Here is a 14,257-nt window from a genome sequence, read left to right on the forward strand (position 1 = left end):
AGGGAGACACGCGGTGCTTACAGATCCAAAGATCCATAAATTCCGCAAAATGCTGGCCGAGGCACCGAATTACGAGGTGTGGAAGGCCGCAGCTTTAGAGTTGGATTTTCTTGAAGGCAACGCCGAATGGAAAGAAGATTTTGCCTCCGAGCATTACCATTACGAGTTGCTGTATGACCGCCTCAGCAGCATCAAGCAGTATCGTCAGCAGAACGATTTTGAGCGTCTTAAACGGGCGCTGCGCGAAGGTCTTCATCATGATCTTGGTAACATGGGGAACCCCGCTCTATATACCCGTTCGCGGGTTGGTACCAAGCACCTGATTGAGGAATACATTGCTCAGGCCTGCGAAGCTCTGGATTTTCTATGTGATCAGCCGATCCCTGATTTTCCCGTGGCCGATAAGCTACAGTTTTTTCGCGACACCCTTACCAGCTATGGCCGGCCAACGCTCCTGTTGAGCGGCGGTGCCAGCTTGGGAATGTTTCATTTTGGGGTTATCAAAGCCCTTTGGGAACGCGGGCTGCTGCCTCAGGTTGTTACAGGTTCAAGTGTAGGTGCCATAGTTGCCGGTATGTTGGGCGTTCACACAGATGCTGAAATTCCCGAGATGTTGGTTCCGGAAAACCATAATCTGAGCGCCTGGAAATGGCGCGGCCTGCTCAGTGCCATGCGCGGTGAAGGCTTGATGGATCAGGAACAGCTGCGCTCATGCCTGAGAACCAATATTGGCGAGTACACGTTTGAAGAGGCCTACCAACGCACGGGGCGCTCGATAAACATGAGTGTCTCACCGGTGCAGGCGCATCAAAAGGCGCGGTTGTTATCCGGTTATACATCACCCTATTTGATGGTGTGGAGTGCAGCTCTGGCCAGCGCAGCGGTGCCCGGTATTTTCCCGCCGGTTACCTTGATGAAAAAGGACCTTCAAGGGCAGGCGTTGCCGTATATGCCCAGGCTCAAATTTGTGGATGGGTCCGTTGTCAGCGACCTACCCATTGAGCGCTTGATGCATCTTTACGATGTGAATTTCACCATCGTAAGCCAAACCAACCCCCACGTTGTTCCTTTTCTGAACGACCGGGGTAAGGATGAGAAGCTGTCCTTGGCCAACTTGCCAATGCACCTTCTGAAATCCGAGATACAGTTCCATGGTAGGGGAGTATTCGATTACCTTCGCAAACGTGCCCGCCCGGAAATGCTTCGGCAAATCTCGGGTCAAATGTATACCATCATGGCCCAGCGGTATTCAGGTGACGTAACCATTGCGCCTACCTATGGTTTTAAAGACTACAGCCGAATGCTAGCTGACCCCAAGCCGGAGTACGTGCGCGAGATGACCTTGGCGGGTGAACGTGCAACCTGGCCAAAAATCTCCATGATTCGCTCCCATGCACGCATCTCCAAAACCTTAGAGCGCTGTGTGCGGCGCCTGAAACAGCAAAATCGTCGTAGTGTTGCGGATCTCAGGCTGATAAACAGTGCCGATTCCGGAACATCCTGAGATGACAGGCCCGCGAGGCGGGCGGTATGATACGCTGCTAAAGAGCCTGGCCCGGTAATTGGCCGATCAGCCCGGCGCCTGAGTATTAGACTGGACGCCCATGTATTACGACTTCTTCGGCTTCAGAGAACCGCCGTTCTCTATTGCGCCAGATCCCCGCTACCTTTATTTGAGTGAACGCCACAAAGAGGCGCTTGCGCACCTAATGTATGGCGTTCAGGGGCAGGGCGGCTTTATTGTTATTACCGGAGAAGTTGGCACCGGTAAAACCACTGTTAGCCGCTGTTTTATAGAAAATGCTCCGGCTCATGTAGACATTGCCCTGATTCTCAATCCCAGGCTATCTGCCCGGGAATTGCTCTCCGCTATTTGCGATGAGTTGGAGATTGCCCACCCTTCGGGGGCCACCATCAAACAGATGGTGGATCTGATAAACCAGAACCTGCTGAAAGCTCATGCGGCGGGGCGGCATAAGGTTTTGATGATCGACGAAGCCCAGAACCTGTCTGCAGATGTGCTTGAGCAGCTTCGTCTTTTAACCAATCTTGAGACCGCAGAAAAAAAGCTTCTTCAAATTGTGTTGCTGGGTCAACCAGAATTACAGCAAATACTCGCGTTGTCTAAGCTGCGCCAGCTAAACCAGCGGGTAACTGCTCGGTATCATCTGGATGCCATCAGTAGTGACGAGCTACCGCTATACCTAAGCTATCGGCTTGGGGTTGCGGGTATGCGCGGTGATGTATTTGCGCCTGCCGCTGTTCGCAAGCTATACCGTTTGAGTAATGGTATACCTCGTCTGATCAACCTAATTAGTGACCGTGCTCTGCTTGGCGCCTACGCAGAAGGGGAACACGAGGTAACTGCCGCCCACATACGGCAGGCTGCAAAAGAAGTTGCGGGCAATAAAAACATAGGGCCGAAGCCTTCCGGCACGGTTTTAAAACCAGACTTGTCCCGCTATCTTGTGCTCGCCGCCTCTCTACTATTGGCGATCATCACTACCTTTTGGGTATACCAGCAATGGTCGACACCGGATGTGATAACGCAGGTAGACGCAGCGCCGGTAGAGCTGGTTGGAACTGTGCAGCGTGACGATACCCCTCCTGCCAAAGCACCAAACCTAAGCCCTTTCAGGTTCTCTGAACAAGCATTGAGCTTGACCGCTGCCTTCCGCGAGTTGTTTGATATATGGGGTCTTGCCTACAGCCCTCTAGAATCGCCTATTGCCTGTGAGTTTGCCCGTGCTTCCGGCCTTGATTGTTTAGAGCGACAAGGTAGCCGGCGAAGTCTGGAATTTCTCAACAGGCCAGCCATGTTGATGCTGCAAGATGAGGCGGGTAATCGAGGCTACGCAGTGTTGCGGCATATTGATGGCGATGTTGCTCAAATTGCTTTGCCTGAAGGCTTGGTTAGCGTGTCGTTTTCCAGTCTCGAATCTTTTTGGTTTGGTGAGTACCGGGTGTTATGGCAATTGCCGGATTATGTGAATACCCGTGTAGATGAAAACGATGTTGCGGGCGAGGAACTTTGGATTGGGGTTCGCATGATGGAGCTTGCAGATACCTACGGTGAGTCGCCCGCCGACGCCGCTAGAATCAAGCGTATGTCTGCCCAACAACAGGTGCGTTGGTACCAGTCGTTACGGGGGCTAACCGTTGATGGCATTTCGGGTGCCATGACGGTTATTCAGATCAACAACGATCTTAATGCAGAGGGTCCTCGACTTGTGGGCACAAAGCCCGAAGGCAAGGGATAGACTATGTCCTATATTCTTGATGCTCTCAGGAAATCGGAAACAGAGCGCCGTCAGGGCAAAGCGCCGGACCTCGGGCAACAGGTGCAACTGATACATCGCCCCAAGAAACGGCGAACGTCGCCCGTGGTTTGGGTAGCGCTGGCGCTAATGGTAAACGCCGGAGTATTGGCGGTCGTGTTCTGGCCGGAACGAACAAAACCAGAGCTCGAATCAACGCAAGTGCCTGCAAGTGAAGCAACCAGCCCTGTTCTTGCTGCTAAGCCTGAACCAAAGCCCGAGCCAAAGCCTGAATTCGTGCCCGCGCAAGAGTCCATCCTTGCCCAGCAACCGGAACCGGTGGCAGAGCCGATAATAGAGCCTGTCCGCGAGCGGCCTACTATTATTACGCCGTCGCTGCGCCCGGAGCGGTCGACGCCCGCTGTTAGCCAGAGTGGCGCCAGGCCACGAGTTCCGCATTTGGTAGAGTTACCCCTTTCCTTTCAGAAGAGTATTCCCGACTTGATGTTCAACAGCCATATCTATTCAACAGACCCCTACGCCAGCCGGGTGATGATCAATGGCCACTATCTTAGCCAAGGTGAATCCTTCTCCGGTATTACGGTAGAAGAGGTCACAGAAAATGGCGTTGTCCTCAGTAAACAAGGTAGAACCTTCCGCATGGGTGTTGTTCGCGACTGGGTGAGCCCGCGCTGATGGCATTAACCGAGGACATAAAACAGCAAATCCAGCAAAGTTACCGGGAAGTATTAGCAGGCAAGGGCGTGCGTGCCCGCTACGGTCAGCGCTTAATGATTGCCGAAATTGCCAAATACATGGGCGAGATCACCGAAAACGATGGCCAGCGTACCTCGCCTCCAGCGGCTTGTGTGGTTGAAGCAGGAACAGGTACCGGTAAAACTCTGGCCTATTTGATAGCATCGATTCCCGTGGCCCGGGCGCTGGGAAAAACCTTGGTGATTTCAACTGCTACGGTAGCGCTGCAAGACCAGATTGTTCTGAAAGATCTTCCGGACCTGAAAAAACACAGCAAGATGGATTTTAGCTGGACGCTGGCCAAAGGCCGGGGCCGGTATCTATGTATGTCCCGTTTGGAATCCCGGTTGCACGACGAGGGCAACGGCGACAGCGATACCATGCCGCTTTTTCTTCTGGATAGCCCCGGCACAGAAGAGCCCGGCACCCGGGCATTCTTTGAGGAAATGCTGGCAAGCTATGGTTCCCGCAAGTGGGATGGAGATAGAGACCACTGGCCGGAGCAGATACCCGACGAAATTTGGCGGCAGGTAACGACCGATCATCGCCAATGTACTAACCGGCACTGCAGTTACTTCGACAGCTGCGCATTTTTTGATGCCAGAAAGGACTTGGATGAAGTAGATATAGTTGTGGCAAACCACGACCTTGTTCTGGCCGATCTGGCTTTGGGTGGTGGTGCTATCTTGCCAGAGCCTGAAAACGCGTTGTTTATCTTCGATGAAGCCCACCACCTGCCAGACAAGGCGTTGAACCATTTCGCGGCGGCTGTCCCGCTGAACTCTACCCGGCAGTGGCTTAAGCAGTTATCTCAGGCGCTTGCCAAAATGCAGCCCTATTTTGCGCCCGCCACTCAAGCCGCTAAAACGGTTGACCGAATCAGCACGGCTTCTCGCGATGTAGACTTGGTATTGGCCCGCGTTTACGAAGAAGCGGAACAGAATACCGGGTGGGAGTTTAATGAAGAGCGGCGCTCAGCCCAGTGGCGTTATCCAGAAGGTGAATTGCCGGAGGCCTTGGCTGAACTGGCGGCTGAAAGCCGTATTGCCACCGCGAATCTGGTGCGCCATTTGGGCGCGCTAGCCGATGAGTTGCAAGGTGCGTTTGATGAACGAAAGCAGCATGAAATTGACCGAGATACGGCAGAAGCCTGGTACCCGGTAATTGGCGCCTTTCATAGCCGTTCCGAGGACCAGTTACGACTTTGGACAGCTTGGACCGAACAGATTGGCGGCCCGAAGGTGGCTGAAGACAGCGAGCAAGCCAACAGTGACCCCAAACCGCAAAGCCCATCACACAAAAGCCCCCCTCCTGCCCGTTGGAGCGTGCGGCAGCGCTGGGATCATGCAGAAGATATTACTTTGTATAGTTCGCCAGTGCTGGCTAATAACCTGCTTTATTCAAGGCTTTGGTCACGAGCCTACGGCGCCGTGCTTACCAGTGCCACACTGACAGCGCTTGGCCGTTTTGACCGGCTTCAGGCCAGAGCCGGATTGCCGGAAGCAAGCCGTTTACTGGTTGTGCCCAGTTCCTTCCGTTACGCAGAAATGGCCACGGTTGAAGTGCCGTCCATGGCATGTATGCCTACCGATGACGGTTTTGCTGACGAGCTGATTAAACGTTTACCGCACGTATGGGCTGGTGAAACCGCAACACTCGTGTTGTTTACCTCTCGCCGGCAGATGCACCAACTGCGAGATGCACTGGCGCCGGAATATCCAGACCTGATTATTACGCAGGACGACATGTCCCGGGGTGAAGTGCTGCGCCAACACAGGAGCCGCATTGATGAAGGCAGGGCCAGCGTTTTGTTTGGCGTGGCCAGCTTTGCAGAGGGTATCGATTTACCCGGCAAGTACCTGCACCACGTGGTGATTACCCGGTTACCCTTCTCGGTTCCAGACGACCCCATTGAAGCTGGTTTGGCTGAATGGATAAGTCAGCGTGGTGGTAATCCCTTTATGGAGATTACCGTGCCGGATGCGTCCATTAAGTTGGTGCAAGCGGTGGGTAGGCTGCTGCGAACGGAAGAGGATACGGGCAGAGTAAGCATTCTTGATCGTCGCATTGTCGCCAGACGCTACGGGCAATTGCTGTTGGATTCGTTACCACCGTTCCGGCGTATTATTGAGCGTTGAGAAAAGCTGAAAGGTAAAAGCGGAAAAAAAGAAGCCAGCCCGTGGGCTGGCTTTTACAAAGGGTTCTGAAAGAACCCGTGCGTAGAGATAAAACGCAATAAGAAGTCTGAAGGCCTGAAGTTTCAGAAATCAGTAGTGAGGGCTTGCCTCACCGTGGAAACAATAATAAGGGAGTAGGGGGCGTAGCCGAATCGTCCAAAGGGCGTAGCCCGGGTAATAATTTCCGAAAAAGTGTGATGTGCGTCACAAAACGCGCGCACTTTACCGCGTGAGGATGCCCAGTTCCCGTGCCCGGACAAGCGCTTCTGTTCTTCTACCCACATCGAGTTTGCCATATAGATTTCTTATGTGCGCTTTTACTGTTGCAGGTGCCACGCCCATTCTGGCCGCTATATCCTTGTTCGAATACCCAGCGTTAATGAGTTCCAGCACCTCTAGCTCACGTTGGCTAAGAGGCTCTGAGAGCTTTCTGACTGAATCGTCTGTCATGGCCTGACGCTGGTTAGGCTGGGTAGTTGGTGCAGCTGTTTGCTCTTTTTCGTCACTCGCACTTTCAGTTTTCGGGCTCAAGAGCATGTCGGTTAGGTTTGTATGCCAGCTGCCGCCGTTTTTCGACGTGGCGGATGCAAGCAAAAGCCCCTGCAACTGAGGGCTTTCCTCGGCAAATAGTCTCAAAAAGCCTGCCTCGGCAGCCATGCCAACCGCAAGCGCCAGTCGTTCCTGACACTCTTTATCACGATGTAGCTGCGCCAAAGCTTCGCCGGACACCAGCAGCGCTTCTACCATGTGCCGGTTATGCTCATTTCGCTTGGCGTCTGATATAAGCGCTTCCAAAATCTCCAGCGCTTGTTCGGGCTTGCCCTCGGCCACCAGCAGCCGGGCGTAGCTGATGCTATTTTGCTCTCGGTTCAGCGGGTTGGTAATGGTTTGGCTTTCGACCGACTCCAGAATCCGCCGGGCCTCGCCGGGTTGGCCCTCTGCCAGAAAACAACGGGCTAGCAGAGCAGAGCTGGCGGGCGGTTCAAATACAATATGTTCCCTGCGCTTTCGTCCCACTTGCTCGGCATCTTCAAGATAACCTATGGCCTCTTGATAGCGGCCGCCGCTGAAGGCGAGGTGTCCGCGAACATGCTGAATAATAATGTGCTGCCCAGGTTCAGCGCCTTTATTCACATGCTCCAGCAAAGGCTCGAGGTGGGCGGCTGCATCCCCAAGCTGATTACGCTCCCGAAAAATCTCGGTCAGTGCGGCGCTAAGCCAGCACGAGATTAGCCTAGGTTGGCTCGGGTCTGAGTAATGCTGGTCAACCCACTTGCGCACCTCGGTGCACGTGTCCAGAGCGAGATCCATATCGCCGCGGTTGTACTGTATCCAAGCCAGCAGGCCTCCGCTGGAGAGAACGGTGCTTGGTTTACGTTCAACCTGTCCGTAATGCACGGCGGATTTAAGCGTGTTCTCCGCACCGGGTAGGTCGCCTTTGCCATAATCGTCCAATCCAATGCCGTAATAGGTTACCGATTTCAGCGGAATTCGCGTGTGGTCTATGTCTGCTAGAACTTGTTTGGTTAGGTCGCTGGCGCTTTTATCATCGCTGCGGGAGCGGGCAAGGTAGGAGCGCACAAGAGATACTTCGCTCTGCAGGCCAAGCGCACCCTCAGCATCCGGGGCAGAGTCGGCAACGTGGCGGTCAAGCAAGTCTTCAATATTGGCGAGTAAGGGTTCAAGATTATTAAGCCGGTTTGCAAAAAAATGCCCCCATACACGCAACATCTGTAATTGGGCGCTTTCCTCGACCTGCTCTACGGGCAACGCATCGAGCCAGTTTAGAACCGGTAGGTGGTAGCCTCCGTGAATCAGGTTGTTACCGTGGGTTGCGAGAACCTTTGCCAACCATGGCCAGTCTTTTTCCTGCACAATTTGGGCGATGGCTCCCTGAACCTGCCCATGGGTTAGCAACCATTCCACTGCCCGTTGCCAGAGGAAGTGAGCACGCTCCGGGTCGGCGTGACGGATTCTCTGTAGCAAAGCATCACGAAACAAATCGTGATAACGGAACCATTCATTGTGATTATCCAGAGGAATCAGGAATAGATGCTGTGACAGGAGGTTCTCCAGCTTTTCCTGACTGTCGTTTGTGTCTCGAAGGGTGTCACACAAAGAGGCGCACAAACGGGGGCAGCACGAGGTGTCCAGAAGAAAGGCCACCGTTTCTTCTGGCTGTTTGTCCAACACCTCGCTAAGGACATAATCACTAATGTGCCGCTCATTGATGCTGAGGGCAGCCTCTGGGCTGTTTGAATCAGTGGCGGGATTGTTTTGTTCCAAACCGCTGTCACTTCCGGAAAGTGCAGACAGCTGCATAGCTGCAACCCAACCCTCTGTGCGGCGGCAGATAGCCTGCACATCCTTCTCTGAAATGCTAAGCCCCATGGTGTCGTGAAAAAACTCCCTGCATTCGTCTTCGGAAAAAGCCAGCAATGCCGGGTGAATTTCCTGCAGCCAGCGGCGCACGCGCCAGCGGGCCAAAGGCAGGGGAGGTTCCGTGCGGGAGACCAAAGTAACGGTAACCCCCGCAGGCAGGTAATCAATAAAGTACCCGAACTGACGATGAATCCGGTCGTTGGCAGCAAACTGGAAGTCATCCAGCACCAAAATCCATGGGCTGCCATCTGTTGCCAGTGCATTCACCAGTGCGGTTATGGCGCTGCTTAGACTGTCGTCAGTATTGCTAGAAAGGCTTTTATGGCACGGCTCTAAACCGGTAAGGCCCGCGTGCTCGAATGCGCTTGCAACATACTGCCAAAAGCGCTGGGGGTCGTCGTCGTGCTCATCCAGAGATAGCCATGCAATTGGCCCACTGGTGCGCGAGCACCATTGGCTTACCAGCGTTGTTTTACCGAATCCTGCTGGCGCTACTACGAGGTTCAAGCGCTTTGGGTGGCCTGGCGCCAACAGCGAGCTTAGCCGTTCACGCTGCACGGCTCTTGAATCAGAGGCGGGCCTGAGGAATTTGGTTGTTAACAGCATTGGTGTCCTGCGAACCGAGTAAAAGAATAATGTCGAATTGTGTGCTTTGTCTCCTGCAAGTCAATGGCTGCAGAAACAAACGGGGTGTTTTAGGCTGCGGATATGCAATTTTGGTCTAAACTGAATCAAAGAGTTCATCTATATTAAAAAAGAATGAAAAGTGGGCCTTTTATGCGTATTCTTGATCCTTGTTTGCCCGCTTACATCCACATGCAGCCCGCCCAAGGTCGGACATTCAGGGAGCCACAGAGTCAATGAAACTACAACAGTTGCGCTATATTTGGGAAGTTGCGCACCATGATCTCAATGTGTCGGCAACCGCTCAGAGCCTTTTCACATCTCAGCCGGGTATTTCCAAACAAATTCGGCTTCTGGAAGACGAGTTAGGGCTTGAGATTTTCGCCCGTAGCGGAAAACACCTTACTCGCATCACCCCGGGTGGCGAAATCATCGTTCGCGAGGCCGGAGAAATTCTACGCCGTGCTGAGGGGATTAAAAAGATTGCTCAGGAGTTTAGTAATCAACGTAAGGGCGACTTGAGCATTGCCACCACCCATACCCAAGCGCGCTACGCTCTCCCGCCTGTGATCAGTGGCTTTATTGAATCCTACCCCGATGTGTCTTTGCATATGCATCAGGGCACGCCCATGCAAATATCTGAAATGGCTGCAAACGGTGCCGTTGATTTCGCCATTGCAACAGAAGCTATGGAGTTGTTTAACGACCTTATTATGATGCCCTGTTACCGGTGGAATCGCACGGTGATAGTGCCCAAAGACCACCCGCTTACGCAGTTGCCAGAGCTGACTCTGGAGGCTTTGTCTGAGTACCCGCTGGTAACTTATGTGTTTGGCTTCACCGGGCGGTCGAAGCTGGATGAGGCGTTTAAAACGAAAGGGTTAACGCCAAAAGTGGTGTTTACAGCGGCGGATGCCGACGTTATCAAAACCTATGTGCGCTTGGGTCTAGGCGTTGGAATAATCGCCAGCATGGCGTTTGATCCCAAAGCCGATCCGGATTTGGTCGCTCTGGACGCGAAGAAGCTGTTCAGCCCAAGTGTTACGCGGATTGGTTTCCGCAAGGGCACTTTCTTACGCGGTTACATGTACGAGTTTATCCAGCGCTTTGCTCCCCACCTAACCAAAGAAACGGTTGATGAGGCCGTGGCGCTCCAGAGCAATCGCAGTGAAATCGAAGCTTTGTTTAAAGACGTTGAACTGCCGACCTTTTAAACGGTCGGCATTCCACGTAGCCTCAATTGCCAAACGTATTTACTGGCGGGCGATCAGGTTGCCCGCATGCAGGCCACATTCTTTCTGGGTAGCTTCTTCCCACCACCAGCGGCCTTCCCGTTCGTGCTGCCCGGGCAACACCGGGCGAGTGCAGGGTTGGCATCCAATACTGACAAAGCCCTTTTCATGTAGCTTGTTGTAGGGAGCTTCTGACATGCGGATGTAGTCCCAAACTTCTTTTGATGTCCAATTGGCCAGTGGGTTGAACTTTACTAATGCTCTATCCGGGCCGGAGAAGGTTGCATCCTCCTGGACAACCGGAACCTCGTTGCGGGTACCCGGGCTCTGGTCTTTACGCTGGCCGGTAATCCAGGCATCGACACCTGCAAGCTTGCGCTTGAGAGGGTTTACCTTGCGAATACCGCAACACTCGCTGTGGCCGTCCTCGTAAAAGCTGAACAGTCCCTTTTTGTTCACCAGATCTTGAACTTCGCCGGTATCCGGGAAAAGTACCTCGATGTCGATGCCATAATGCTTGCGAACGCTCTCAACAAACTCATAGGTTTCCGGATGCAGGCGGCCGGTATCGAGAGTGAACACCTTTAGGTTATCTGTCAGCTTGTGTGCCATTTCGATGAGCACCACGTCTTCGGCGCCACTGAAAGAAATAGCGATGTTGTTATAGCGTTTTAAGGCAGCCTTCAGAATGCCCCGTGGGCTTTCGCCAGCCAGTTCGCTCTGTAGATCGTGGATATTGCTCATAAAAATCACTACCTGATGCGTATTTGGTGGCAGGTTAGCATTAAATGCCTAATTCCATGAAGTAATGACAATCTATATGGTTATGCCGGATCGGGAGGTTTTGGGCTGTAAATCCCTTGTTTTGTTGCAATGTACGATGCATTCTTTGCGTGTTTTTCTTATGATACCGCGTCTATAAAAGGGGAGCGGGCCTTGCTCCTTTTGAGAATTCTTACTCGCAACATTGAATCAGGAGATTACTGTGGAACTGGCATGTCTTGACCTTGAAGGTGTATTGATCCCGGAAATCTGGATCGCATTTGCAGAAAAAACCGGTATTGAAGAGCTCAAGGCGACCACCCGCGACATTCCTGATTACGATGTTCTGATGAAGCAGCGGCTACGTATTCTGGATGAGCATGGCTACGGTCTGCCAGCCATTCAGGAGGTCATCAGTACACTAGACCCACTACCGTGTGCACGGGAGTTTCTGGATTGGTTGCGCGAGCGGTTTCAGGTGGTGATTCTGTCTGACACCTTCTACGAATTCGCCATGCCTTTGATGAAAAAGCTGGGGTACCCGGCGTTGCTGTGCCACAAGCTGGAAGTAGCAGACAACGGCCAGATTACCAACTACCTGCTGCGTCAGAGAGACCCTAAGCGACAGTCGGTGCGTGCCTTCCAGTTGCTAAACTATCGCGTAATCGCAACAGGGGATTCCTACAACGACACCACGATGCTGGGGCAGGCTGAAGCAGGCATTCTATTCCACGCACCCCAGAATGTGATTGACGAGTTCCCTCAGTACCCGGCTGTGCAGGAGTTTGAGGAGCTGAAGAAGGAATTCCTGAAGGCGAGTGCCGTTCATAGCGTTTGATAGCACACTACGCTAACTAAGGCCTTCATGTGTAGGAGCTATTGAACCGGAGTGGCAGTCAGTCGCTCTGGTTCAGATTCTCAAGGAAATCCATCAGCGGTTTCACTTTGGTGAGGGTTTCCTGGTATTCGCTTTCGGGGTCGGAATCCGCAACGATCCCGCCTCCGCCCCAGCATCGAATGGTGCCGTGCTCCACGCCGGCTTCATCCGTTCCTTCTTTCTCGCAAAGCATGGTGCGGATGGCAATGTTGCTGTCCAGGGTGCCATCCAGTCCGTAATAAAAAATGGATCCGCAATAGGGGCCGCGCCAGTGGGGCTCAAGCTCTCGGATGATCTCCATGGCACGGATTTTGGGCGCACCAGTAATGGATCCGCCCGGGAAGGCATCGAAAAAGGCTTTGAGTGGCGAAATGCCCTCGGCCAGTTCAGCGCGAATGTGGCTGACAAGGTGGTGGACGTTTTTATAGGATTCCAGGGCAAAAAGCTTGTCGACCTTCACGCTTCCGGGTTTTGCATTCACGCCCAAGTCATTGCGTAACAAATCCACAATCATCAGGTTTTCGGCTCGATCTTTCTCGGATTCCGTTAATTCCTGGGCTAAGGCAGAGTCCTGTTCTGGTGTACCTCCCCGCGGCCGAGTGCCTTTGATCGGACTGGTCTTGATTTCACCGTTTTGGATGTGCAAGAACCTTTCGGGTGACACCGAGACAACTGAGTGGTCCTGATGCCTGAGGTAAGCGGCGTAGGGCGTGGGGTTTGCTTGACTTAAGGCATGAAACCCCGCCCACGGGCTGCCTTTGAACCCGCCTTCGAACGACTGCGAAAGGTTGACCTGATAACAGTCCCCCGCGTCAATGTAATGTCGCACCTCTTCAATTTTGGTTCGAAATGAATCTGAGCTCTGGGTAGCCTTGAATGGTCGAGTGATGGTGAAGGTATGCTGATTGCGAGCGTCGGCAACCTTTAGCCAGCCTGACAGCCTGTCTTTCTGTTTATCGCAAATCCGCGGGTGCACCCAAAGAAAACAATTGCCTGAGTTTAGGTCTTCACTGGCGAACCATAGATACAGTCCGGCAAAGAGCACTGGAAAGGGTTGCTCGGTCAATAGGCGTCTGAGACTTGCCTCGCGCACATAGCCGAACTCATAAGATATATGGCCAATCCAACCGCCCGTAAACGGGCTAGTGTGTTGAGACTGATTTATGTGATGCAGAGCGTAAGGAACCTTGAGGCCATCCATTTCCTCAGCGAGCCCATGAGTATCGATTCCTTCGCCTTCTGCAGCGTTTAACACAATTTGTTCAGTTGCATGGCTAGAGAACCCTTGAGCAGCACCTCGCTCCCCGGCTTGGGATCGACTACCGAGAAACACGAAGTCATCCTGGCGCGAGGCGTGACTGCAAAGTGTTTCGTACTGCTGTCGGGATAGGGGCTGACAAAGTGGAAGGGCCAAACTGCCTCCGTTAAAAATTGGAAGAATGATACATGCTGCACAAAACGAGCGTTGTCCAATCAATACGCGCACTGATCTAATGTATCGCGGCGAGAGATCGGGCAGATCGTATTTTACCCGACTTTCAGTTCGTATTTTGGTAACCAGCAAAACAAAGTGGATAAGCTATGCATCATACTAAGCGCTGTATTCGAATGTTAACGGTTGGATTTATATTGGCCGTTGGCCTTTGCGGGGTAAACTCCGCAACAATGGCTGCAGACTCCACCAGTGACAATGAGGACATGAAAAAGCAAGTGGCTACTGTTATTGCCATTGCTCAAGCACAGCTTGTTCGTTTGATTTCGCAATCAACAGATGAGTATCAGGCCGAGTTACTTGAATCTGGGGATGCCCAGCCTGCGGCCTGGATGTTGATGAAAGATGGAAAAACCGTAAAGCGGATTAACATGGATGAGCAAGCGGTTGGAGCACCGCCTTCCGTAAAGCTGATGATGTATCGTGCTGCGATAAAATCTGTGGCTCAACGCAAGAAGATTGTTGCCGCAGCAATTCTCTATTCGGGACAACTAAGTGAGACTGACACAACGACCGTCTTGGTCATCGAACACGAACATATGGTTGGTGTTTCCGGCCATAAGGTAGTGGGGTATGAGCTTTCGGGCGGAGAAATCATGTGGGGTGAGCCAGTCGGCCATAAAAAACCTTTTGAGTGGTTTTACGAAAGTAAGAAGAGCGACTCTTAAGGTCAGTTCCTGGTGACACTGTCACTGCTT

The 14,257-nt window shown here is 52.8% G+C and carries 10 protein-coding genes; 7 read left to right on the forward strand and 3 right to left on the reverse strand.

The genetic code is table 11. The annotated features are described in order from the left end of the window. Positions 1-13: 13 nt before the first annotated feature. From MWU62_RS09040 to dinG, 4 genes are all read left to right on the forward strand, one after another. Positions 14-1,504 (forward strand): DUF3336 domain-containing protein, encoded by a 1,491-nt coding sequence (locus MWU62_RS09040; RefSeq protein ID WP_247114546.1) that lies wholly within the window; start codon positions 14-16, stop codon positions 1,502-1,504. A gap of 100 nt (positions 1,505-1,604) precedes the next feature. Beyond that, positions 1,605-3,260, forward strand: coding sequence for an AAA family ATPase (locus MWU62_RS09045; protein ID WP_247114547.1), 1,656 nt, complete (start codon positions 1,605-1,607; stop codon positions 3,258-3,260). Between the two features lie 3 nt (positions 3,261-3,263). Then, on the forward strand, positions 3,264-3,953 hold the full coding sequence (locus tag MWU62_RS09050) for a general secretion pathway protein GspB (RefSeq protein ID WP_247114548.1): 690 nt from the start codon (positions 3,264-3,266) through the stop codon (positions 3,951-3,953). Beyond that, positions 3,953-6,151 (forward strand): ATP-dependent DNA helicase DinG, encoded by a 2,199-nt coding sequence (dinG, locus tag MWU62_RS09055; protein WP_247114549.1) that lies wholly within the window; start codon positions 3,953-3,955, stop codon positions 6,149-6,151. Before MWU62_RS09050 ends, dinG begins: the two co-directional genes overlap by 1 nt. 261 nt (positions 6,152-6,412) lie before the next feature. On the opposite strand, the gene MWU62_RS09060 is transcribed toward dinG, so the two are convergent. Then, on the reverse strand, positions 6,413-9,178 hold the full coding sequence (locus tag MWU62_RS09060; protein ID WP_247114550.1) for a LuxR C-terminal-related transcriptional regulator: 2,766 nt from the start codon (positions 9,176-9,178) through the stop codon (positions 6,413-6,415). Between the two features lie 254 nt (positions 9,179-9,432). Here MWU62_RS09060 and cysB point away from each other — a divergent pair, with 254 nt between their 5' ends. Continuing rightward, a complete protein-coding gene (gene cysB / locus MWU62_RS09065; RefSeq protein ID WP_216009012.1) occupies positions 9,433-10,410 on the forward strand; it encodes an HTH-type transcriptional regulator CysB in 978 nt (325 codons plus the stop codon). Positions 10,411-10,449: 39 nt separating this feature from the next. Here cysB and MWU62_RS09070 read toward each other — a convergent pair whose 3' ends face one another. After that, entirely contained in the window at positions 10,450-11,172 is a 723-nt protein-coding gene (locus MWU62_RS09070; RefSeq protein WP_247114551.1) for a phosphoadenylyl-sulfate reductase, read from the reverse strand. A gap of 241 nt (positions 11,173-11,413) precedes the next feature. Here MWU62_RS09070 and thrH point away from each other — a divergent pair, with 241 nt between their 5' ends. Then, positions 11,414-12,028, forward strand: a complete 615-nt coding sequence (gene thrH, locus MWU62_RS09075) for a bifunctional phosphoserine phosphatase/homoserine phosphotransferase ThrH (protein WP_247114552.1) — start codon at positions 11,414-11,416, stop codon at positions 12,026-12,028. A gap of 58 nt (positions 12,029-12,086) precedes the next feature. Here thrH and pabB read toward each other — a convergent pair whose 3' ends face one another. Continuing rightward, positions 12,087-13,481: an aminodeoxychorismate synthase component I gene (gene pabB, locus MWU62_RS09080; RefSeq protein ID WP_247114553.1), complete on the reverse strand. Its 1,395-nt coding sequence runs from the start codon at positions 13,479-13,481 to the stop codon at positions 12,087-12,089. A 251-nt stretch (positions 13,482-13,732) separates the two neighbouring features. Between pabB and MWU62_RS09085 the strand changes: the two genes are divergently transcribed. Beyond that, positions 13,733-14,227 (forward strand): hypothetical protein, encoded by a 495-nt coding sequence (locus tag MWU62_RS09085; protein ID WP_247114554.1) that lies wholly within the window; start codon positions 13,733-13,735, stop codon positions 14,225-14,227. Positions 14,228-14,257 lie beyond the last annotated feature (30 nt).

This window comes from Marinobacter sp. S6332, from assembly GCF_023016045.1.
Lineage (GTDB): Bacteria > Pseudomonadota > Gammaproteobacteria > Pseudomonadales > Oleiphilaceae > Marinobacter.

Bases quoted from the DNA above. Each gene is read 5' to 3' on its own strand.
- MWU62_RS09045 (WP_247114547.1), top strand. From the start codon at position 1,605: ATGTATTACGACTTCTTCGGCTTCAGAGAACCGCCGTTCTCTATTGCG.
- MWU62_RS09050 (WP_247114548.1), top strand. From the start codon at position 3,264: ATGTCCTATATTCTTGATGCTCTCAGGAAATCGGAAACAGAGCGCCGT.
- dinG (WP_247114549.1), top strand. From the start codon at position 3,953: ATGGCATTAACCGAGGACATAAAACAGCAAATCCAGCAAAGTTACCGG.
- MWU62_RS09060 (WP_247114550.1), bottom strand. From the start codon at position 9,178: ATGCTGTTAACAACCAAATTCCTCAGGCCCGCCTCTGATTCAAGAGCC.
- cysB (WP_216009012.1), top strand. From the start codon at position 9,433: ATGAAACTACAACAGTTGCGCTATATTTGGGAAGTTGCGCACCATGAT.
- MWU62_RS09070 (WP_247114551.1), bottom strand. From the start codon at position 11,172: ATGAGCAATATCCACGATCTACAGAGCGAACTGGCTGGCGAAAGCCCA.
- MWU62_RS09085 (WP_247114554.1), top strand. From the start codon at position 13,733: ATGGCTGCAGACTCCACCAGTGACAATGAGGACATGAAAAAGCAAGTG.